Annotated in this window: 20 protein-coding genes; 11 read left to right on the top strand and 9 right to left on the bottom strand. The window is 62.2% G+C overall.

Annotated elements, in window-relative coordinates:
* Window positions 1-119 precede the first annotated feature (119 nt).
* Window positions 120-1190: a GGDEF domain-containing protein gene (locus tag AB4Z53_RS18540; RefSeq protein ID WP_223727532.1), complete on the top strand. Its 1071-nt coding sequence runs from the start codon at window positions 120-122 to the stop codon at window positions 1188-1190.
* A gap of 109 nt (window positions 1191-1299) precedes the next feature.
* On the opposite strand, the gene AB4Z53_RS18535 is transcribed toward AB4Z53_RS18540, so the two are convergent.
* From AB4Z53_RS18535 to AB4Z53_RS18525, 3 genes are all read right to left on the bottom strand, one after another.
* On the bottom strand, window positions 1300-2091 hold the full coding sequence (locus tag AB4Z53_RS18535) for a M15 family metallopeptidase (protein ID WP_441596995.1): 792 nt from the start codon (window positions 2089-2091) through the stop codon (window positions 1300-1302).
* 55 nt (window positions 2092-2146) lie between these two features.
* A complete protein-coding gene (locus AB4Z53_RS18530; protein ID WP_441596993.1) occupies window positions 2147-2755 on the bottom strand; it encodes a pyridoxamine 5'-phosphate oxidase family protein in 609 nt (202 codons plus the stop codon).
* Window positions 2756-2882: 127 nt separating this feature from the next.
* Window positions 2883-3791 (bottom strand): alpha/beta fold hydrolase, encoded by a 909-nt coding sequence (locus AB4Z53_RS18525; RefSeq protein WP_441596991.1) that lies wholly within the window; start codon window positions 3789-3791, stop codon window positions 2883-2885.
* A 47-nt stretch (window positions 3792-3838) separates the two neighbouring features.
* On the opposite strand from AB4Z53_RS18525, the gene AB4Z53_RS18520 reads away from it, so the two are divergent.
* Window positions 3839-4321 carry a MarR family winged helix-turn-helix transcriptional regulator gene (locus tag AB4Z53_RS18520; RefSeq protein ID WP_419195811.1) on the top strand — a complete coding sequence of 161 codons (483 nt, stop codon included), beginning with the start codon at window positions 3839-3841 and terminating at the stop codon, window positions 4319-4321.
* A gap of 59 nt (window positions 4322-4380) precedes the next feature.
* Here the strand turns inward: AB4Z53_RS18520 and AB4Z53_RS18515 are convergent, their stop codons facing one another.
* A complete protein-coding gene (locus AB4Z53_RS18515; protein ID WP_113540122.1) occupies window positions 4381-4755 on the bottom strand; it encodes a gamma-butyrobetaine hydroxylase-like domain-containing protein in 375 nt (124 codons plus the stop codon).
* 206 nt (window positions 4756-4961) lie between these two features.
* Here AB4Z53_RS18515 and moaA point away from each other — a divergent pair, with 206 nt between their 5' ends.
* Window positions 4962-6011 (top strand): GTP 3',8-cyclase MoaA, encoded by a 1050-nt coding sequence (gene moaA, locus AB4Z53_RS18510; protein WP_441596988.1) that lies wholly within the window; start codon window positions 4962-4964, stop codon window positions 6009-6011.
* A gap of 268 nt (window positions 6012-6279) precedes the next feature.
* On the opposite strand, the gene AB4Z53_RS18505 is transcribed toward moaA, so the two are convergent.
* A complete protein-coding gene (locus tag AB4Z53_RS18505; RefSeq protein ID WP_441596986.1) occupies window positions 6280-8823 on the bottom strand; it encodes a methyl-accepting chemotaxis protein in 2544 nt (847 codons plus the stop codon).
* A 452-nt stretch (window positions 8824-9275) separates the two neighbouring features.
* Between AB4Z53_RS18505 and AB4Z53_RS18500 the strand changes: the two genes are divergently transcribed.
* Genes AB4Z53_RS18500 through mobB form a run of 3 tightly spaced genes read left to right on the top strand, consistent with a single transcriptional unit; the run spans window position 9276 to window position 11384 of the window.
* Window positions 9276-10184 (top strand): DMT family transporter, encoded by a 909-nt coding sequence (locus AB4Z53_RS18500; protein ID WP_113540125.1) that lies wholly within the window; start codon window positions 9276-9278, stop codon window positions 10182-10184.
* A 10-nt stretch (window positions 10185-10194) separates the two neighbouring features.
* Entirely contained in the window at window positions 10195-10860 is a 666-nt protein-coding gene (gene mobA, locus AB4Z53_RS18495; protein WP_441596984.1) for a molybdenum cofactor guanylyltransferase MobA, read from the top strand.
* A complete protein-coding gene (gene mobB / locus AB4Z53_RS18490) occupies window positions 10857-11384 on the top strand; it encodes a molybdopterin-guanine dinucleotide biosynthesis protein B (protein WP_113540127.1) in 528 nt (175 codons plus the stop codon). Before mobA ends, mobB begins: the two co-directional genes overlap by 4 nt.
* Window positions 11385-11391: 7 nt before the next feature.
* Here the strand turns inward: mobB and AB4Z53_RS18485 are convergent, their stop codons facing one another.
* The 3 genes from AB4Z53_RS18485 to AB4Z53_RS18475 form a co-directional block, all read right to left on the bottom strand.
* Complete coding sequence (locus AB4Z53_RS18485; RefSeq protein ID WP_441596982.1) at window positions 11392-12996, bottom strand: tetratricopeptide repeat protein; 1605 nt, start codon at window positions 12994-12996, stop codon at window positions 11392-11394.
* Between the two features lie 238 nt (window positions 12997-13234).
* Window positions 13235-13978: a polysaccharide deacetylase family protein gene (locus tag AB4Z53_RS18480; protein ID WP_441596980.1), complete on the bottom strand. Its 744-nt coding sequence runs from the start codon at window positions 13976-13978 to the stop codon at window positions 13235-13237.
* 200 nt (window positions 13979-14178) lie between these two features.
* Window positions 14179-16521 carry an OmpA family protein gene (locus tag AB4Z53_RS18475; RefSeq protein WP_441596978.1) on the bottom strand — a complete coding sequence of 781 codons (2343 nt, stop codon included), beginning with the start codon at window positions 16519-16521 and terminating at the stop codon, window positions 14179-14181.
* A 418-nt stretch (window positions 16522-16939) separates the two neighbouring features.
* Here AB4Z53_RS18475 and AB4Z53_RS18470 point away from each other — a divergent pair, with 418 nt between their 5' ends.
* From AB4Z53_RS18470 to AB4Z53_RS18455, 4 genes are all read left to right on the top strand, one after another.
* The gene (locus tag AB4Z53_RS18470; protein ID WP_113539433.1) at window positions 16940-17722 is read left to right on the top strand and encodes an ABC transporter substrate-binding protein; all 783 of its coding nucleotides are present in this window, start codon (window positions 16940-16942) and stop codon (window positions 17720-17722) included.
* 168 nt (window positions 17723-17890) lie between these two features.
* Window positions 17891-18694, top strand: coding sequence for an ABC transporter permease (locus AB4Z53_RS18465; protein ID WP_113539432.1), 804 nt, complete (start codon window positions 17891-17893; stop codon window positions 18692-18694).
* A complete protein-coding gene (locus AB4Z53_RS18460; RefSeq protein WP_113539431.1) occupies window positions 18691-19521 on the top strand; it encodes an ABC transporter permease in 831 nt (276 codons plus the stop codon). The genes AB4Z53_RS18465 and AB4Z53_RS18460 overlap by 4 nt, the downstream gene beginning before the upstream one ends.
* Before the next feature lie 163 nt (window positions 19522-19684).
* Window positions 19685-19951 carry an usg protein gene (locus AB4Z53_RS18455; RefSeq protein ID WP_173516711.1) on the top strand — a complete coding sequence of 89 codons (267 nt, stop codon included), beginning with the start codon at window positions 19685-19687 and terminating at the stop codon, window positions 19949-19951.
* A 112-nt stretch (window positions 19952-20063) separates the two neighbouring features.
* Here AB4Z53_RS18455 and AB4Z53_RS18450 read toward each other — a convergent pair whose 3' ends face one another.
* On the bottom strand, window positions 20064-20789 hold the full coding sequence (locus tag AB4Z53_RS18450; protein WP_441596975.1) for a DUF2270 domain-containing protein: 726 nt from the start codon (window positions 20787-20789) through the stop codon (window positions 20064-20066).
* Between the two features lie 171 nt (window positions 20790-20960).
* On the opposite strand from AB4Z53_RS18450, the gene AB4Z53_RS18445 reads away from it, so the two are divergent.
* A complete protein-coding gene (locus tag AB4Z53_RS18445) occupies window positions 20961-21788 on the top strand; it encodes a class I SAM-dependent DNA methyltransferase (RefSeq protein ID WP_113539428.1) in 828 nt (275 codons plus the stop codon).
* The last annotated feature ends 59 nt before the right edge of the window (window positions 21789-21847 follow it).

The following is a 21847-nucleotide window of genomic DNA, read 5'->3' as shown; positions in this document are numbered from 1 at the left end:
GAACAACCGCAGTCGATCGAATTGCGGTTCGCGGCGGCGGCAAATATTAAGACTTCGCAAATCATTTGCCCCTAAAAATCATAACCCGTAAGCAGTGATTAATATTAGGGGGTTTGCACATGCAAACGGCAAACTCGGGCAAAACTCAAACGCCCGATATCGCAGCGCAGGTAACCCATGCCATGCGCATGATGGGTGTCGCGCCCATCCCCCGCAACTACGAACTCTATTACGAAGCCTATCTCGGCTCCAATCCGCAGCTCTCCAAGGAGCTCGCGGCACTCGGCAGCCGCGCCACTCAGGAAGAGCTGGACGCGATCGGCGCGCAGTATTTCAGCCATATCCACCGCTCGAACGGCATCGAGCGCGCCCATACCACGCTTGCGGCCAAGCTTGCCGAACTCGTCACCCTGTTGCGCGACGAGCAGTACGCGCTCGAGAACTACAACAAGGTTCTCGATGAGGCCTATGTCAACATCGTCAGCAAGAGCGCATCGAGCGCCGATATTCTGCGCCACGCGATCGGCATCCTGACCGAGGCGACGGCCGAGACGATGAGCCAGGGCAAGGAGCGCGTCGAGACCGTCGTACAGAAGTCCTTCGAGATGGAGGTCATCCGGCAGGAACTCGACGAGTACAAGCGTATCGCCAACACGGATTCGCTGACGCGTCTGGCCAACCGCCGCGCCTTCGACGACAATCTGGCGGCCGTGTACAACAATGAGCACCTGAGAAACTACACCGGCCTGCTCGTTGCCGACATCGACCATTTCAAGAAGGTCAACGACACCTTCGGCCATCCGGTTGGCGACAAGATTCTCGCGACCGTCGGCGGCGTCCTTCGCGCCAACCTGCGCCGCGAGGCTTTCGTGGCCCGCACCGGCGGCGAAGAGTTCGCCATCATCCTTGGCGACAGCACCCAGGAAGAATGCCTGCAGATCGCCGATCGCATCCGCACGGTTCTTGCAGCAACGCCCTTCCGGAACTCGAAGACCGGGGTCAATTACGGCCCGATCACGCTTTCCGTCGGGGTTTGCATGGCGACGGCGGCCGATGATCCGGTGGATCTCTACAACAAGGCCGATATCGCGCTCTATTCGGCCAAGAATGGCGGGCGCAACAAGACCGTTCTCTTTGAAGACGGCATGCGCAAGGAATCAGGTCGCAACTGGCTGATCTATCGACGTTGAGCCACGGGCAAGCCCTTCGATAAGACTGAAAATAAGCGCCCTTCCCGGGCGCTTTTTTGTTGTCCAGGGTTGGAAGAAGTCAGTCGCCTGAATGTTCAGCGGCGGTCGGCTAGCGGCCGCAGGCATCAGCGTCGGCCGCCCGCGCGATCGCGATCATTTCCGGCCGATACTCGAAATGCATCGTGTCGAAGTGGTACCAGCGTCCGCCCCAGATGAAGCCGTGTTTCTCGAAGATCTCGACAATCGGGAGCGGATAGCGGTTGCGATAGCCCTGCGCACCCTTGCCTTTCGCGGTCCAGCGCCAGTAATCCGCAAAACCCGTGTCGAGATCGATAGCCGCGCCGAAGCTGTGGACCGAGAGCGTGGTAGCGCCGGCAATCGGCCGCCAGTTGAAGGTGCCGGCGCTTGGGCTGAGATAGCGCTTAAGTGCGGCATGGTGCGAGAGCTCCGCAGCCACGGCCTTCAGCGCCGCCGCCGTTCCGTGCCTCCTCGCCACCGGCAGCCGTTGGCCGAACCAGTCGACGGTAACGAGATCCCGCCGGACGGCAGCAGCGCTACCACCGTAGAGCCGTTTCAGCAGTGCTTCGCTGCGGATCCGCCCGGGGTCGAAATCGACAGCTGGAGATGGTGCACAGGCGCCCAGCGGATAGATCTGCGACAGGCTGTCCTCGATATCCGCCGCGGCTAGCTTCTCGGCATGGCTCTTCTTCCTGCCATCGTCGATAACAACAGGGGGGCCGCCATCCCGAAGTACCAGACCGTTACCATCGATCCGCTCGATCGCATCCGGGTAGGCTGCAGCCAGCAGACCGAGCTTCTCCGATAACGACAACTCGGCGGCTACAACGTTGCCGGCCAGGAGAACGAACAGGAGTGCACCTGTCAGAGCTTGCTGCCGCACCCTCGCCTCCAGCCCTTGTGCGTCGCTGACAGTGACGGTCAGCCCGGACGGCAGCCTACCACATGGTCTTGGCGGCGCGCTCCGGCCATTCGCGATCGTAGGTGTCGCGATCGAAATCCGCCTTGGCGGCCTTCAGCAGCGTGCCGGGCGTCGGCAGCGATGCTGGATCGAGGAAGTGTTCGGGGTTCCAGAGCTGCGCCCGCATCACCGCGCGAGCGCACTGGAAATAGACCTCGCCGATCGTCACGACGATGACGCTGCGCGGATGTTTGCCGTCGACCTCGAAGCTGCCGGTAAGCACCGGATCGATGCTGAGGACGGCGGTACCATTGATACGCATCGTCGTATTCGAACCGGGGATCAGGAACATCAGCGCCACGCGCGGATCGCGCACGATGTTGGCGAGCGAATCGACGCGGTTGTTGCCGCGCCAGTCGGGAAGCAACACCGTCCTGTCATCGGCGATCCGAACCACGCAGTCGTCGTCACCGCGCGGCGAACAGTCGAGCCCCTCCGGCCCGACGGTCGCGAGCGCGCAGAAGGGCGAAGCTTCGATCATCAGCCGATACTCCGCCGTCAGCGTCTTGGTGACCTTTGCCACCGAAGCTTCGCTGACACCGCCGTAGAGCGCGTTGAGTTCCTCGACCGAGGTGATGACCGACATGCCGTCCTCCAATACCGAAAGATCTCCGGATCATGGCAGGGCGCGGATTGCGCGGGGGTTCCGGAGGCTAATGCGACCCTTTCGACCGAAAGCATGACAGTCTGATGACGGCAGCAACGAAAAAGTGTCAGGCGGCGGCTTTTTGATCTTCCGCGTGTATGAAGGCATTGATCCGCGTGATCACCGGTGCGGCCGAAACGATGCGCCGGTGGCCAAAACCGTTTGCCCAGTGCATCTCGACATTCGGCCCGGCTGCCGCATAACGGCGCGCGTGGTCGGCGGAGACTTCCTTGTCATCCTCCGCATGGATGATGAGCGTCGGCACGGCGCGCGCCTGGATCACGTGCGCAGCATCGAAATCCTGAAGGCGTCGGCCGGAGAGACGCTCGACAACACCTTCGAAGGCCACCTGTGCCTTCGGCGACAAGCGAAGAATTTTCCCGAAACCTTTGAAAAGCCAGGTCATCTCGCTCGGTGCACCGATCAGCACCAGCTTCTTCGGGATATGGCTGTGTACGTCGCAGACGATGCCGCCGGCAGCGCAAGCCAGGCTACCGCCGCCGAAGGAGTGGCCGACACAAACGTCGAAATTGCCGAAGTGCCGCCAGGCGGCATCGATCGCCCTCACCGCGGCCGGCATGGTGAGCGTGCGCCCGGGCGAGCCGCCATGGCCCGGCCAGTCGAGCGTCACCACCTCGGCGCCGCCCCTGACCAGACCGTCGATCATCGCCGCCAGATAGTCGCTGCGTGATCCCCAACCGTGCACGAGGAGAATGCGCTTGGTGTTGGCGGCCTCGCGCGGCGCCGCGAACCGGCGCGCCAGCACCCAGCCGCCGGCATAGGAAAGCGTCACCGGCTGGCCCCTGGCGATCACCGGGGCGGCAGCCGCAAGCGCCGCCTTTTCCTTGGCGTTCTTCGGCTTTCTGCCGGGCGTGAGGGTGAACAGCCTGAAAGCGAGCCGCCCGGCCGCCTCGGGTGAAAACGCATCGACGCCTTTCAGCGCGTGGCGGATGACCTTGATCGCAAAGGATGCCATAGTGGAAATCTCTTATTATGTTCAATGCTGAACATAATTGTACAACGTTGAACAAAAATCAAGTGACGAGCGAACACCATTTTCCTTGGGATCATCCCCGTTTCCGCAGTTGGATCGCCGTGGCGCGTGCGTGCCAGCTCATGCAGCAGACCTTGACGCGTGAGATCGCCCACCTCGACATCAAGCCGCCGCATCTCGACATCCTGATCAACCTGTATCGGTTCGATGGCATCTCGCAGCAGGAACTGGCCCGCAAGTTGCTGGTCGGCCGCTCCAACATGAGCATGCTGCTGCCGCAACTGGAAAAGCGCGGGCTGATCCTGCGCCGTGGCGACGAAAAGGATAAGCGCGTGCTGCGTCTGTCGCTGACGCCGGAAGGCCGCACGCTGACCGAAGCAGCCATGGAGATCCACACGGGGCTTATCGAAAAATCGATGGTGGGCGCACCGATCGAGGAATGCATGATCGTCGCCCAGTCCATGGAGCGCCTGATCGGCATCCTGCTCAAGGAAGAAGACGAACTGGCCTGACGACTGGAACCTGAATGCTTCGCCTTTGCGCGGCTAAGAGAGCGCGCGGTCCCCGGCGGTCAGCGTGGCTTCTCGCCCTTATCCCGCGACATGCCCTTGTCAGCGAGTTCCTGTTCGTAGGTTGCGAACAGCTCTGCGCCCTTCTCACCCAGTTCCCGCAGATAGCTCCAGGTGAAGATGCCGGTGTCGTGAAAATCGTCGAAGCCGATGCGCACCGCATAGTTGCCGGTCGGCTGCATCGAAATGATCTGCACATTACGCTTTCCGGGCACCGTGACCCGCTGGCCAGGCCCATGGCCCTGCACTTCGGCGGACGGCGAAAGCACGCGCAGCATCTCCGCCGAGAGATCGAAGGAAGCGCCATCGTTGAAGGTGACGACGAGCCGATGGCGATCCTTGGAGACGCGCAGCTCCGTCGGCCAGATTTCACTCATGTTGCCTGCTCCTGTTTCTGGGCTGCAAAGGCAGTGCCTTGTTTCGCCGCTTATTTCACCTTCAAACCGATTCCGGCCCAAGGATAAAGTGACGCATTGCCCTGCAGCGCGAATTACCTTTCTGATCCGATCAACACTTTGCGACAGTATGCGCCTTGACGCGACCATTCTCAGCAACGACATTGAAAGGGCTGGGAGAAAGACGCTTGAACACAGCCACGATAGACAGGATCGGCGCACGACCGATCGAGCAGAGAGCCGCTCCGATGATCGACCCCTTCGGGCGGGCGATCACATATCTGCGCGTATCCGTCACGGACCGCTGCGATTTCCGCTGCACCTATTGCATGGCGGAGCACATGACCTTCCTCCCGAAGAAGGATCTGCTGACGCTCGAAGAATTGCAGCGGCTCTGTTCCGCCTTCATCGAAAAGGGCGTGCGCAAGCTGCGTCTCACCGGCGGCGAACCGCTGGTGCGCAAGAACATCATGTTTCTGGTGCGCGAACTCGGCAAGGAGATCGAGGCGGGCCGTCTCGATGAGCTGACGCTGACGACCAACGGCTCGCAGCTCGCGAAATATGCCTCCGAGCTCGCTGACTGCGGCGTCAAGCGCATCAATGTTTCGCTCGATACGCTCGATCCGGCAAAGTTCCATCAGATCACCCGCTGGGGCGAACTCTCCAAGGTCATGGAAGGGATAGACGCCGCCCAGGCCGCCGGCCTCAAGATCAAGATCAATGCCGTGGCGCTGAAGGGCTTCAACGACGCCGAGATCCCAGATCTCATGCGCTGGGCCCATGGCCGCGGCATGGACCTGACGCTGATCGAAACCATGCCGATGGGCGAGATCGAAGAAGACCGCACCGACCACTACATGCCGCTCTCGGAGATGCGCCGGCAGCTGGAAGAACAGTTCACCTTCTCGGACATTCCCTATCGCACCGGCGGCCCTGCCCGCTATCTCGAGGTTGCGGAGACCGGCGGCCGGCTCGGGCTGATCACGCCGATGACGCATAATTTCTGCGAGAGCTGCAACCGCGTCCGCCTCACCTGCACCGGCACACTCTACATGTGCCTCGGCCAGAACGATGCGGCAGACCTGCGCACGGCGTTGCGCGCCTCCGAAGACGACGCCTATCTCAGCCAGGTGATCGACGAGGCGATCGGCCGCAAGCCGAAGGGCCACGACTTCATCATCGACCGCGAGCACAACCGCCCGGCCGTTGCCCGCCACATGAGCGTCACCGGCGGCTGATTTTCCAATTTCCTGAACAAGATGGCTTGCCGGCAGGCGGCCCCTCTTCCGCCTGCCGGCATCTTCTCCCTCATCGGGGGAGAAGCGTGAGGAGAAATCTTCGTCCCCCTCACGGTATTCGCGTGGATTTCCCGAGAGCCCGGTCGCGACCGCGGCGGAGATCGAGGATCTCCCGCGGCAGGCATCTTTCCGCTTGTAGCTACGGTCAAGGAAGGGAAGCCATCCGGGCCGACAACCAAGGTCCGCCAGCCCGGATGCAGAGTGACGTTCAAGCCGCGTAGCTGCGACGGCCCTGCGACTGTGCGCCGATACCATCGGTACCGGTGCGGAAGCGCTCGATCTTCTCGTTGAGCATTTCCACCTGCCGGCGCAGGCCGTGGATCTCAGCGGTGTTCTCTTCAACCATCGCCGCATTCTGCTGGGTGATCAGTTCGACTTCGTGCACGGCCGAGTTCACCTCGTTGAGGCCGGTATACTGATCAGCGGCCGATGCCTCGATGTTGCTGACGAGATCGTGGATGGTGGTGATGTGGCTGTTGATGACGGTGAGCGCATCACCGGTCTCCTGCACGAGCGCCACGCCGCTTCTCACCTGGGCCGAGCTTTCGGAGATCAAGCCCTTGATCTCGCGCGCAGCCCCTGCGCAGCGCTGGGCAAGCTCGCGCACTTCCTGGGCCACCACGGCAAAGCCGCGTCCGGCCTCGCCAGCCCGCGCCGCCTCGACGCCGGCATTCAGCGCCAGGAGGTTGGTCTGGAAGGCAATCTCGTCGATGACGCCGATGATCGTGCTGATCTTTTCCGAGGAACGGTTGATCTCCGCCATCGCGTCGATCGCCTTGGCGACCACCTGGCCTGAATGCTTGGCGTAGGAATTGGTCTCGCCGACGGAGACGGTCGTCTTGCGCGCGCTTTCCGCGGTGGTCCGGACGATCTCCGTCAGTTGCCGAAGCGCCCGCGAGCTTTCCTCAAGTGCTGCCGCCTGCTGCTCGGTGCGCCGGGCCAGGTCGTCGGCAGAGGCCGAAAGATTGCCGGTGCCGCCAGTGATCTCGCCGGTGACAACACGCACGTCGGCAAGCGTTGCGCGTAGCGCCTCGACAGCGTTGTTATAGGTGCGCGCCATGATCACGTAGTCGGCCGGCAGGTCTTCGGCCATGCCTTCCTCGAGATTGCCGTCGGCCAAGGCGGCGAGAACGTCCGAAAGGGCATTCAACGCCTGCATCTGCTCAGCCTCGACCCGGGCGCGTTCGGCCGCGCGGCGTGCTTCCTCTTCGGCCGAAAGTGCACGTGCCGCTTCCGCCTCGCGTCCCAGCCGCACGTTTTCGACCGCATTGTCGCGGAAGACGGCAACCGAGCGCACCATGTCGCCGATCTCGTCGCCGCGGTTGCGGCCCTCAATGGCGACGTCGAGATCGCCGCTGGCAAGCCGCGTCATCGTTTCCGTCACGCGCTTCAACGGGCCACGCAGGGTTTCGACCAGCATCAGGCCACCGATGATGGCGAGCAGCGTACCGGCAATCATCGCGACGATCGAGACGTCGGCCGAGCGCTGGCTGTCGACCTTGCCAGCCTCCTGCGCGCTGCTGACGAAGCTTTCGAGTGTCGTGCTGGCGGCGGCGACAAGCACCGAGGCCTCTGCCTTGGCGACCTGCCAACGACCGCCGACGTCGATCAGAGCCGCGGTGCCGTTGTCGATGTTGTCGAGCGAAGGCCCTAGATTCGCAGGAAGATCACGGAGCGCTGCGTTCTTGCCGCCGAGTTCGCCGAGCTTGACCGCCGTTTCGCGAACTGCCTGGATGTCGGCCATGACCGGCTCGCGGCCGGCCGCATCGAGCTTGCGGTGCAGCTCGCTGATATGCAACCGGGTGCTGTCGAGCCCCTTGAAGGTATCGCCCATCAGCGCGATCAGCGTCTTCAACTGTGAAATCTCGGCGTCCATGCCGACGAAGCGCTTGGCGGCCGTATCCGAGTTCTTGGCCGCTTCCTTGGCGAAATCCGCCTCGTATTTCGAGAATTTGCTGAGGATCGGCACGAGCGCGTTCTTCTTCGCCTCGTTGTCTTCGGCACCGGCAAGGATCGCCTGAACCTTGAGCGCCTGATCCTTCACTTCCGAAATCGGTGCCTGCACCTTTTCCGAGGCGATCTTTTCGGCCTCATCGATCTGTTTCAGGAGGTGCGGCAGCAACTTGTTCGCCTGGTCGATCTTGGCGTCGGGGTTGACGGCCATGGTCACCGGCAGGCGAAACTTCTTGATGCGCTCGGCAAGACCCTGATAGGCGGCGGCATCGAAGAGCAGCGCCTTGGCGAAGGCTTCCTTCTCGCCGGATTCCTTGCGGATGATGTCGATCTGCTTGTAGGCACCGTTGCCCTTTTCGGTCATGTCGGCGAGCGCCGCTTCCAGCGATGCCGTCACTTGGTCTCGTTCGAGCTTGGTCACCCAGAGCTTGTCCGTCTGGCTACGCATCGCATCACCAAGCGCCAGCACCGAGGCGATCTCCGCCTTGTCCTGATCACGCGTCAGCAAGCCGTCAAGCGCCTTCACGCCGCTTTCCTGCTCGTCGATCTGGCTCGACAAAGCAGTCCGCGTTTCATCGCTCGGCGCATCCGAAAAGGCCTGCAGCGCACTGCGCAGCGCCTGGAAATCCGAGAGATTGTTGATGGTTTCCCGCGTCACGGTCATGTGACCGTTGAGCGTGCGGGCCGTGAAGAAGCCGATGAGACCAATACCGGCGATCAACGCCACCAGTGGAACCACGAAGAGCAGAACCTTGGTGACGATCCGCAAGCGTTGCAGCAGGCGATCGATGAAAGACATTGCGCACCCCTGATTATTCTTATGGGAAGCAGGCCCGCGCGGCGGCTTTTCTTGGTGGAAACACCGATGGAACGCTTGCCATAGGCTCTCCCAAGCCTTGGGCAGACATCCCTGGAATGGCCACCCTGCAAGGTTTACTGCGGTGCCACCCCGCCGATCGCGTCATGCGAATGGATGCGGAATTGCGGCGACGATAGGCAGCGAAACTTAAGATTCCGCGAATAAGCTTATGTTCGCCGGCGGTGCTTTACCCGCCGGCCGCAGTCTTCCGGGCAATTGAAGCGCCCGCGGCGGACCGTTCTACTTGCGCCGAAAGAAAAACCGCTGTCGCGTGCGAACCCGTTTGCACAAGCCGGCAGCCAATGCTTAAACATTAGGCGATCCATCCCGTGGATTCGCCTCCCCATTCGTCGATAGCGTAATCCGCTTTCCGGCGCCGCAGGACAGCAAGCATGCAAGCCTCCACCAACTTCCGTGGCATCCTGTTCATGTGCCTGGCGATGGTCACGTTCTCCTGCAACGATGCCCTGGTCAAATCTGTCACGGGCGCGATGAATGTGGGCCAGATCATCTTCGTGCGCGGACTGCTGACAACGCTGATGGTGGTGCTCGCCGCCTGGCAGTTTCGCGCCTTCCGTCCGCTCGGCACGCTCATGAAGCCGGTGATCCTGCTGCGCATCGCCATGGAAGCACTCGCCTCGGTCACCTATATTTCGGCCCTCGGCCAGATCCCGCTCGCCAATGCCTCGGCGATCATGCAGGCCCTGCCACTGGCAGTTACGCTCGGCGCCGCCCTTTTCCTTGGCGAACCTGTCGGCTGGCGGCGCTGGACCGCGATCATCGCCGGTTTCATCGGTGTACTGATCGTGCTGCGCCCCGGCCCCGAGGGCTTCACGCCGGCGGCGCTTACCGTCGTCGGCTGCGTCTTCGTGACGGCGACACGCGATCTCTGTACCCGTCGCATCGGCCACGACGTGCCCTCGCTCTATATCACCGTGTCGACTTCCCTCGTCACCACCATCGTCGGCGCCCTCCTCATTCAGCCGATGGGCGGCTGGCAGCCGATGTCGGCAACGACCTTCGGTCACATCGCCGTGGCAAGCGTGCTCCTGATGCTCGGCTACCAGACGATCGTGCTGGCGATGCGCGCCGGCGATATTTCGGTGATCGCGCCCTTCCGCTACACCAGCCTGATCTGGTCGATCGCGATCGGCATCTTCTTCTTTGCGGAAGTGCCGGATCACTGGATGCTGGTCGGCGTTGCGGTCATCATCGGCTCGGGCCTCTACACCTTCTATCGCGAGACGCTGCGCGGCCGGAAGGCCGTCGCCCAACGCTCGCTGACCGGCCCGCTGGAATAGGAGCCATCCGATGCCGGAAACCAGCCCCTCGCCCCTGATCAGCGGACCGCTGCCCGCCGTCATCCTCGCCGGCGGACTGTCGCGCCGGATGGGAAGCCCGAAGTCCGATCTTCAGCTTGGCGGCCAGACGATGCTGTCGCACATCATCACGCGGCTTCGTGCCCAGGTCACCGGCATCTCCGTCAACCTCAACGCCGCACCGGCGGACCCCATTGACGGCAATATCCCCATTGTCGCCGACACGGTACCGGGCTTTCTGGGGCCTCTCGCCGGCGTGCTGACGGCCATGCGCCACGTCGCGGCAACGACGCCGGACGCAAGCCATGTCGTGGTCGTTCCAACCGATACGCCGTTCTTTCCGGATGATCTCGTGGCGCGGCTGATCGGCGCCCTGACAGAGCGTCAGCAGATTGCCGTTGCGGCATCCGTCGGGCAGATGCATCCGCTGTTTGCGCTCTGGCCGGTCGCGCTCGCGGACGAGCTGGAGCACTGGCTGACGAACGACCCGAAGCGCCGCGTGCGCGCCTTCATCGAACGCCATGCCTCGGTAACGGTCGATTTTCCTGTCACCATGACGCCGAACGGCACGTTCGATCCCTTCTTCAACGTCAATACGCCTGAGGATCTCACCGAGGCGGAGCAATGGTTGAGTTTCTTTGAGGATAGCAGAGCATGAGCGCCATGAAGATTTTCGGCATCGCCGGCTGGAAGAACTCTGGCAAGACCGGGCTGATGGTACGGCTCGTCACCGAACTGACCGGGCGCGGCTATGTGGTTTCCACGGTCAAGCACGCGCACCACGACTTCGACATCGACAAGGTGGGTGCCGACAGCTACCGCCATCGCGAGGCCGGCGCTCATGAGGTGACGATCGTCTCCGGCACGCGTTTCGCAATCATGCACGAGTTGCGCGGAGCGCCCGAACCTTCCTTTGAGGATATCCTTGCGCGGCTTGCTCCTTGCGATCTCGTGCTGGTCGAAGGCTACAAGCGCGAGCCAATCCCGAAGGTCGAAGCGCGCCGTCTGGAATCGGCTAACCGCGAGCCGCTCGCCCCCACCGATCCGCACATCTGCGCGATCGCCGCCGATCATCCGGTCGCGGGCACCGATCTTCCGGTCTTCGATCTCGACGACACAACAGCCATCGCGGATTTCGTCGAGAAGATCACGGGGCTGCAGCGCAAGAACACGCCTTCCTGACCAGAGGTCAGGGGTCACCCTTCGGCGCGTCACGATACGCTTTCGGCAACCCGTCGAGCAGCTGCTGCGCTTTCTGCATGCCTTGTCCGGCCGCCTTGGCATACCATTTCGCAGCAGCTGAAAGATCCTGCTCCACGCCGCTTCCTCTGGCATAGGCGATGCCGAGATTGAATTGCGCGTCGGGATTTCCCTGTTCGGCAGCCTTGCGAAACCATCTGGCAGCAGCCACAGCATCGATATCAATGCCGATGCCGTTGAGATAGGCCATTGCAAGGTTGTACTGGGCCAAGGCATAGCCTCGATCCGCAGAAAGCCTGTAGAGCCGCGCCGCCTCCTTCACGTTCCTCTCGAGACCCTGACCGTTGGCGTACATGGCCGCCAGATTGAATTGCCCCTTGGGATCTCCGCGATCGGCGAGCATCAGGAACCAATGGTGCGCTTCCGCGTAGTTTTCGGCGACGCCTTCACCCTTCAAGTACATGAGGCCGACATTTACCTGGGCCTGTGGGTTCCCCTGCCTTGCCGCCTTCAGGAACAACTGGAATGCCTGAGCTTCGTCCTTCTCGACGCCTCGCCCCAGCATGTAGAGAATTGCCAGATCCACCTGCGCCGCGACCATGCCCTGATCGGCCGCTTTGCGGCACCATCTCACTGCCTCCCAATCGTCGCGCCCGACGCCGAAGGCGCGCACGTAGACGCTGCAGAGCATGTTTTGCGCGTCCCTGTTGCCGGCGTCCGCAGCCGGCCGGAGCCAACGAATGCCCTCCCTGGCGTTGACCCGCCCGGCCTCGCCGTTGAAATAGAGCCGGCCGGCATTGGCTTGCCCGTCCATGTTCCCCTGCTCGGCCGCACGCAGATACCAACGCAGCGCTTCGGCAAGGTTGGATTCGACGCCGGCTCCTTTCTCGTACAGGAATCCGAGATTGTACTGTGCACGGGGCTCCCCGGCGATCGCCGCTCGCGACGTCCATCGATATGCCTCCGCATCGTCCTTCAGCGTACCCTGCCCCTGAAAATAGGCGATCGACAGATTGTGCATGGCCGCAACCAGACCCTGCTCCGCCGCCTTGCGATACCATTCGAAGGCCGCGACCGGATCGCGCGTCGTGCCGCGCCCCTCCTGAAACATGTGGCCGAGGTTGTATTGGGCCGCGGCGTAGCCCTGGTCCGCTGCCAGCCGGTAGTAGGCAACAGCCTGCGCCTCGTCCTTGGCGACGCCCAATCCCTGTTCGTAGTGAACGCCGAGATTGTATTGGGCGGCCGGCGTCTTCTGGTCGGCGGAACGTCGAAACCAGCGCAGCGCCTCGGCATAGTTCTGCTTCACGCCGTCGGCACCATTGAAGTAGATGGTGCCGAGATAGAACTGCGCCTTCGCGTTGCCGCTCTCGGCCGCCCTCCCATACCAGCCGATCGCCTTCATGGCGTCGCGGGCAACACCTTCGCCGGTCTGGTAGCGCATGCCGAGATCGACCTGCGCCTCGGCATCGCCCTGTTGTGCGCGCTCCAGCACCTGCGCGAGGGGTGGCAATGGCGTGCGGGCGCCATAGGCACGCGTCGGCAGGGAAAACTGCACCAGCAGCGTAACAACGAGTCCGAAGACGACACGTTTCATCCATCCCTCCAGGACCGGGCGCAGAGCGCGCCAAGCCTATGGGGAGCCGCCAGCAACGGAAAACGGATTTCGACAGACCGCTGTTTTGCGTCGAGCAGCGGTTCATGCTGACTGGGCGAGCATGGTAGTGACCAACGGCCCGCTCCACAGCCCGCTCGTGCGGCTGGCACCGGGCGCCATCGGCGCTTCGGGTTGCTTCACCGCTTCGGAAATTTTCCGATATAAGCCTATCGGCCCGTCAGTTTGTCGCGCCGACAGTCAATTCGTCCGGAATATCGTCGAGGCGGACGAAGCTGTAGCCTTTGGCCTTGAGGTCGAGAATGCCGCGCGCGACGCCGGCGCCTGCGGAATGGGTCGGCTGGTTGATATGGGCGATGATGACGTCTCCGTCCTTGGCCGCGCGAATGCGCTTCTCGGCAACGGCGGCACCCAGCAGCGAGCCGCCGTCGCCGTTCACCGAGTAGCCGGCGATGCGATAGCCCATGGCGCGGATCTGGCTCATCGACGAATGGGTGTACTTGGCCGTCGCGCCGCGAAACCAGCGCGGCGCCGGCAAACCATGCGCCTTGATCGCCGTCGCCCCACCGTCGACCTCGGCCGCGACCGCAGCTTCAGAGCCGGCCGCAGCAAGGCCGTAGACCGAGACCTTCACATCGATCGGCGGCACATGCATGGCGCCGTGATCCTCGATCTCGAAGAGGTCCGGATGCGCCTTCATCACCTCGACGACGAGCCCGTTGCGCTTCAGCCAGCGCGCCGTCACGAAGATCGTCGCCGGGATGCGATTCTCGATCAGCGTGCCAAGGATGCGCATGTCGGTCGCGCCGCTGCAGGCATCGAGCGTGATCGCGACGCGCGGCGCGCCGCTCTTTCCGGCCGGATTGGCAGGCAGGTGCAGATCCGGCTCCACAAGCCCGGGCGCGGCGGTGGCCGATTGGGCGAACATGGCGATGGCGAGAAGCGGTAAGACGGCGGCTTTCATGACAATCCGGGAAATGAATATTTGAGACAATATTGGAACGACAGAAACCCGCCTTTTGCGAGGCGGGATTTCACTGCGTGTGTCCTTAAGTTGTTACGGATCTGAAGAAACGCGCAGCATTCAAAACACGACAGCGCCGCGCACCTCATGAGGTGCGCGGCGCTGTCGGCATTAGACAGGCAGTCCTGCCCGAAGCTTGATCAACGCTGGGCGACCGGGCGGACCAGCGGCGTGACGCGGCGTATGGTGACGCGGCGGTTCTGCTGCTCGGCTTCCTGGGTGCGAACCTTAAGGAAGCGTTCGCCGTAGCCCTGTGTCACCAGGTTTTCGGCCGGAATGCCGTAGACCTCGGTCAGGAGCGACGCCACCGATTCGGCGCGCTGGTCAGAAAGCACCAGGTTCGACCGGTCGGAACCGACGGCGTCCGTGTGGCCTTCGATGAAGAAGGTCTCGCCCGGATCCTTGGCCAGCACCTTCTCCATGGCGGCGGCGACACTACGCATGGTCTTGGCCTGCGACATCGACACCTCGGCACTGCCCGTCGGAAAGGTGATGGTGTCGAGGTCGATGCGCCGCACCTTGTCGCGCAGACGAGCGGAGTGCCGGACTTCGTCCATCGTGTAGACGCGCTCTACCCGTTCCACCGGCGGTTCGGCCAGGAAGTCGTAGTAGTCGCGGCCCGGATCGTCGGAAACGTCGGCGATGTAGTCGCGTACCGGGATGCGCAGGCGCATCGGCGGCAGTTCGTAGCCGACGTCGATAATGGCCGGACGCGGACCTTCTTCGCGCTCGGGCGCGTAGATCATCAGGTATTCGTTGCCGTCACGATCGACGCGCGAGCGCTGTAGAATGTCGCCGTAACGATTGTAGACGGTAACAATCCGGTAACCGCCCGGGCGCAGGATCGTTTCGCGGGTACGACCACGCGGAAGCTGATCGTAGTAGGTTTCTTCCGCATCGCGACGCAGGCGCGGGCGATCGTCACCGCGCACGAAAATCTGGTCGCCGACGCCGAGAATGACGCGGTTATCGATTTCCTGCACGACCTTCACTTCGGTCACGTTGTTGGTGATGTTGTTGACCGTCGTGTTGTTGTTGATCACCGTGTTGTTGATGACGGTGTTGTTGACGATGTTGGTCGTCTCCGGCACCACGAAGACCGGCGCCTCGTCGACGCGCGTGCCCTTTTCCTTGAGATTCGCCTCGATCTTCTGCGGCAGGTCGGCCGGGATTTCGGCAGCGATCGCAGCCTGAGCTGCGGCATCGTCTGCCGGCGGCGCAACGTTTTCTTCCTGGGCACGCAGCTCTTCGCGCAGCTTCTGGCGCTGTTCGCGTGCCTGGTTGCCACCGGTGTTGTCGGCATCCTTGTCGCTGTCGAGCACGGCCGCGCCGTTTTCAACAGGCAGAACCACGGTCTCGTCGGTTGCCGCCGGGTCTTCGGCGATCTTCACTTTTTCTTCCTCGGTGCGGGTGTCGACCACTTCCGGAGCCAGCTGTTGAAGCTGCGGCTGCTGCTCGGCAGTTGCCGGCTGTTCCGAACCAGGCACCGGCTGGCCTTCGCCGGTCTGCGGCTGCTCGGCACCAGGCACCGGCTGGCCTTCGCCAGTCTGGGGCTGCTCGGCACCAGGCACCGGCTGGCCTTCGCCAGTCTGGGGCTGCTGCTCGGTCCCAGGTGCCGTTTCCGTCGGTGCGGGCTGCTCGCCCGCCTTCTGTTCTTCAGCGGCCTTCTGTTCCTCAGCAGCCTTCTGTTCCTCAGCAGCCTTCTGTTCGTCAGCAGCCTTCTGTTCGTCAGCAGCCTTCTGCTCGTCAGCAGCCTTCTGCTCGTCAGCAGCCTTCTGCTCGTCGGCAGCCTTCTGCTCGTCAACAGCCTTTTGCTCTTCGGCAGCCTTTTGCTCTTCGGCAGCCTTCTGCTCTTCGGCAGCCTTCTGCTCTTCGGCGGCCTTCTGCTCTTCGGCGGCCTTCTGCTCTTCGGCAGCCTTCTGCTCTTCGGCGGCCTTCTGCTCTTCGGCAGCCTTCTGCTCTTCGGCAGCCTTCTGCTCTTCGGCAGCCTTCTGCTCTTCAGCAGCCTTCTGCTGTTCAGCGGCCTGACGGGCAGCCTCTTCCTCGGCGGCCTTCTGCTGCTCAGCGGCCTGTCGAGCGGCCTCTTCCTCGGCGGCCTTCTGCTGTTCGGCGGCCTGGCGAGCGGCCTCTTCCTCGGCGGCCTTCTGCTGCTCAGCGGCCTGGCGGGCAGCCTCTTCTTCAGCGGCCTTCTGCTGCTCAGCCGCCTGGCGCGCAGCCTCTTCTTCGGCAGCCTTCTGCTGCTCAGCCGCCTGGCGCGCAGCCTCTTCTTCCGCGGCCCTTTGTTGCTCGGCAGCCTGGCGGGCAGCCTCTTCCTCGGCCTGGCGCTGCTTCTGCAACAGCAGCTCCTCGTCAGACTGACCACCGCCCTCCTGTGCAACCTCGAATGGCTTCATCAGGCTATCGGCGACGGCAGGCGGAACCGCCACGGACACCGACAGCACTGGCAGCGCGACGGTTGCAAACAGTTTGGATCGAATCGACATTTGTCTTCCTTCCTCTTCTCGGGAGGTCCTGGTCCCACATCCTCTTCCCGGTATATGACACGCCGAAGAATGGATGCGAACTTGAATACTCACCGGGCCTTGACCCAAGGTTCCGGCTTTTTTGTGTTGCCCGCGAGACGCGCCGTCAAGCGCGACGCCCGCGCCACGCGCCGGTTCCTTGATAAGGGCTAGCGGAGGCAAGATTAACCGCCGCTGAACGCACCGTTCATGTACATTGCGCGGTCCACCATCACAATCTGCGGTCGAAATCCGATTCCCGGTGAGGACCTTCGCTTTCCTGTTGATTTTTACTGGAAAAGAGTACGAATATCGCCACAACCGGAGGCAAACGCCCCGGTCGAAATTGGTGTCCGTGAAAAAAGAAAAAACCGGACATCGACCAACAGAGAGGACTATCATGCGTATTTCCAGACGGCTGGCAGCCGCCGCATCGGCTGCCGTTTTCGTGCTCATGGCAGGCTCGGCCATGGCAGACGGCGAAAAGGTCGTTATCGGCACCGAAGGCGCCTACCCGCCCTTCAACAACCTGGAAGCGGACGGCACGCTGACGGGCTTCGACATCGACATCGCCAAGGCGCTGTGCGCGGAAATGAAGGCCGAATGCACCTTCGTCACGCAGGACTGGGACGGCATCATTCCGGCACTGATCGCCAAGAAGTTCGACGCCATCGTCGCGTCCATGTCGATCACCGCCGAGCGCAAGGAAAAGGTCGACTTCACCAACAAGTACTACAATACGCCGCCGGCGATCGTCGTGCCGAAGGACTCGCCGATCACCGAAGCGACCGAGGCCGCACTTGCCGGCAAGACGCTCGGCGCGCAGGGCTCCACCACCCACTCCAACTATGCCGAAGCGCATATGAAGGGTGCCGAGATCAAGCTCTATCCGACGGCTGACGAGTACAAGCTCGACATCGCCAACGGCCGCATCGACGCCGTCATCGACGACGTTGTCGTGCTTTCCGAATGGCTGAAGTCGACCGACGGTGCCTGCTGCAAGCTGCTCGGCACGCTGCCGATCGACCCGGTCATCAATGGCGAAGGCGCTGGTATTGCCGTGCGCAAGGGCGACGACGCGCTGCGCGAAAAGTTCAACAAGGCGATCGAAGCGATCCGCGCCAACGGCAAGTACAAGGAAATCAACGAAAAGTACTTCCCGTTCGACGTTTATGGCAGCTGATTGACGGGATCCGACACGATTTCCTAGTGAATCATGCCGGAGAAACGTCAGTTCATGCGAAAAATGCAACGGCGGATGGCTTGCCCTTCCGCCGTTTTTGTTTGACAAGAGCCTAAAACAAAGCGCGATCGATACACACAAAAACAGCGCAAAGGGGAACATTCTGACATGAGCGGGTTATTTGCCGGCTTCTATTCCATCCTCGCCTGGATCGGATCGATCGTCGATCCATTCTGCGGCCCGGTCGGGGTCTTTACCTGGCTGGCGCCTGGCACCTTGCTGGCCTGTGGCGATACCGGCTGGGGCGACGATATCGCCTACGGTTTCGTCGTCACCGCGAGCCTCGCCATCGCCACCCTGCCCGTCGGCCTGCTGATCGGCTTCTTCATCGCCCTCGGCAAGCAGTCCGAAGAGCGCACCGTGCGGTTGGCGACCAATATCTACACGACGATCTTTCGTGGCCTCCCGGAACTCCTGACGCTCTTCATCGTCTATTACGGCCTGCAGATCCTCGTTCAGCAGTTGCTGGCCTCACTCGGCTACGAGGGCCCGGTCGAGATCAATGCCTTCTTCGCCGGAATGATCGCGCTCGGCGTCGTCTTTTCCGCCTATTGTTCGGAGGTGCTGCTCTCCGCGTTCAAGGCCATTCCCCATGGGCAATACGAAGCCGGCGACGCCCTTGGCCTCCATCGCGGCAAAACCATGCGTCTCATCATCCTGCCGCAGCTCGTGCGCATCGCGTTGCCGGGTCTTGGCAATCTCTGGATGGCGCTCCTCAAGGATACGGCCCTCGTCTCCGTCGTCGGCCTCACGGATATCCTGCGCCAGACCGGTGTTGCCGCCCGCGTGACCAAGCAGGCCTTCGAATTCTACGGCGTGGCCTGCGTGCTCTTCCTGATCCTCGCGATGATTTCCTCGATCGTCTTTGCGAACCTGGAACGCTGGACCAAACGTGCGGAGATGGGCCGATGAGTGCCGTTGCAACAATGATCCCGCCGCAGGCCCCGCCTCCGGTTCCGCCAAGGCCCTATACGCTGACCCGCTTCGTCGGCAGCGTTGCGCTCGGTGTCTGGCTGGCGCTCGGCGTCGGCATCTTTCTTACCGTCGTCAATGGCTGGGATCCGGAGAAGGTCGCGAAATACGGGCCGCGGTTCCTTTCCGGCCTCGGCGTCACGCTGATGCTGGTGTCGATCTCCATCGTCTTCGGCGCCATATTGTCGCTGCCGATTGCGTTTGCGCGCATGTCGAAGAACAAGTTCTGGTCGTGGCTCGCCTACGCCTATGTCTATTTCTTCCGCGGCACGCCGCTGCTCGCGCAGCTTTTCCTGATCTATTACGGCCTCGGCAGTTTCCGCCCGCAGCTCGAAACGATCGGCATGTGGTGGTTCTTCCGCGACGCCTGGAATTGCGCCCTCTTTGCCTTCACGCTCAACACCGCGGCCTACCAGGCGGAAATCCTGCGTGGTGCGATCGAGAGCGTGCCGCGCGGCCAGCGTGAAGGTGCAGCAGCCCTTGGCCTGCCCGAGCGTGTCTCCTTCTTCAAGATTATCCTGCCGCAGGCGATGATCGTTGCGCTGCGCCCCTACGGCAACGAAATCATCCTGATGATCAAAGGCTCGGCGATCGTCGCGATCGTCACCGTCTTCGACCTGATGGGCGAAACCCGCTACGCCTTCTCCCGCACCTTCGACTTCCAAATGTATATCTGGGCAGCCATTCTCTACCTGATCATGGTCGAGATCCTGCGCAACATCTGGAGCCTGCTGGAAGCGCGGCTGACACGCCACCTCAAGCGATAGTTCCGCTTTTACCAATGACGAAGCTTGGCAGCACTCTCCGTGAGGTGCTGCCAAGCTTTTGTTATTTCTTACGAAAGTTTCATTTCGGAGCAAGTATTAGCTCTTGATTAAGAAATCGAGCGTTTCATCATAGAGACCAACCTTTGCGAGAAGTGAGGTCCTAATGACAAACGAGATGGAACTTCAGCTTAAAGGCTATGGCCTGACGACGGCCCAGATCCTCTACCACATGCCGGATCATCCGACCTTCCTCCAGACCTATGTCTGGCAGCACTACGACATCGCCCCGGACTTTCCGGAGATGCGCAGCTTCCTGAAATTCTGGCAGGAAAAACTGGATGGCCCGCTGCATTCGGTGCGCTATGTGCATCGCAAGCTGATCTCGGCGACGGAATGGCGAGCGTTGAAGGGCGAGTTCATCCTGCACTGAATGTGCCGATCGAATCCGAGGAGCCAAGGAGACGGACTTCAGTCCGGCCGGCGCCCTTGCGATTGGCAAGCTTTGAGAACCGCGTGCTCAGGACCGGGAACGCGACACCGCCTCAGACATGCACCTCCCCATGCGCCAGTTCACCTTCGCGCGGTTCTCTATGCAGCGAGCCGTAGAGCACCAGCGCGTAGAACAGCAGCACGCCAATGATCACCGGCCAGCCGGACAACGGACCGAGCGCCGCATTTTGGGCGACATCGGCCCAGGAGCGCACATGACCGAAGGGCTCGCCATTGGTCGAAATCTTCGGCGAGGAAATCTTCAGCGTCCAGGCCAGCAGCAGGATCAGATACATCCAGCAATAGTTGCGCTGCAGCCGCCGGCAGACTGCCTCGCGGTAGCTCATCAGGAAGGCCGGTTTGCGCAGGCTCTTGCCGATTGCGATTGCCCAGTTGAGGTTCGGGGTACCATCCGGCGAAAGTATCTGCGCGAAATAGCCCCGCTCCAACTGCCTGACGCGCGCCCGGTAGACATCGAAGAAGCGGTACCGCCGCGCCTCGATCAGGAGCAGCAGCGTAATCAGCAGCATCGCGAAGAGCAGCACGCTGTGGTGCGACGACGGGGTCGACAAGGAAACGGACAAAAGAGCTGCGACGACGGTGATCGCCCAGTTCGAGGTTCGGTCGATGCGATCGCGCCATCCCGCCATACGGCCCATTTCGCCGCGATAATAGTGCACGACCGCGTTGATCTGCTCCTGTGAGGTTTGCGGCAGCGGCGGCCCCTTCGGCTCCTTGATTTCGGTGCCAAGGATCAGCGGGCCCAGTTCGGCGGACATCGGCATTCCCTCCGTCTTTTCTTATGCTTACGATCATGACTCCAATCGCTTCGCCGATAAATCCCAACCCGTGCCACACGACTGGTTTTTCGGCGCAGCACGTCCTTTTACCGGTCTCTTTCGCACGGGACGGCGATTGCCAAAGCCCATTTGCGGACGTAAGAAACGGCCATGACCCAGAAGAGCACGAAAATCGACGAGGAAGCGCTGGCAGAAGCCTATAACCGCGCCCTCTCCCTGGAAAAATCCGGCAACTTCGATGCCGCTGCCGACGCCTATGCCGAAGTGCTGGCGCTCGACCCGGAAGACCATGGCGGCGCTGCCGTGCGCTTGGCCTCGATGGGGCGCGGCGAGACGCCCGTGAAGGCGCCCGACGCCTATGTCGCCACCCTCTTCGACCAGCATGCCGAAGTGTTCGACAACGTGCTCGTCGACCAGCTCGGCTATTGCGTGCCGCTCCTCGTTCGCCAACGCCTGCAGGCGCTCGAGCTAGGCCCCTTCGACCGCGTGCTCGACCTTGGCTGCGGCACGGGCCTCACCGGCGGCGCCCTGCGTGACATGGCCGAAGACATCACCGGCATCGATCTCTCGGAAAACATGGTCGAGATCGCGCACGAGAAGGACCTCTATGAGACGCTTTACGTCGCCGAAGCGGTCGATTATCTCGATGACAACGATGACGAGCCCTTCAACCTGATCGTCGCAACCGACGTACTTCCCTATATGGGCGCGCTCGAAGCGCTGTTCTTCGGCGCCGTCGACAATCTCCTGCCCGGCGGCCTGCTGATCTTTTCCAGCGAAACGCTGCCCGCAGAAACCTTCGCCGGCCGCGACTTCATGGTCGGCCCGCACCAGCGTTTCGCCCACGCCGAAACCTACCTGCGCGACCGCCTCGCGGCTACCGGCTTCGAAATCGTCGAGGTCGGCGACATCACCGTGCGCATGGAAGAAGGCGAACCGATCGCCGGCCATCTGGTGATCGCCCGCTTCAAGCCCTGACGGCATCATGTGGAGGGAGCATCGCGCGATGCTCCCTTCTCTCTTTTCCGCATCCACGC

The sequence above is a fragment of the Ensifer sp. 2TAB8 genome (assembly GCF_052115125.1).
Lineage (GTDB): Bacteria > Pseudomonadota > Alphaproteobacteria > Rhizobiales > Rhizobiaceae > Ensifer.
This window is presented reverse-complemented; position numbering and strand designations above follow the sequence as displayed.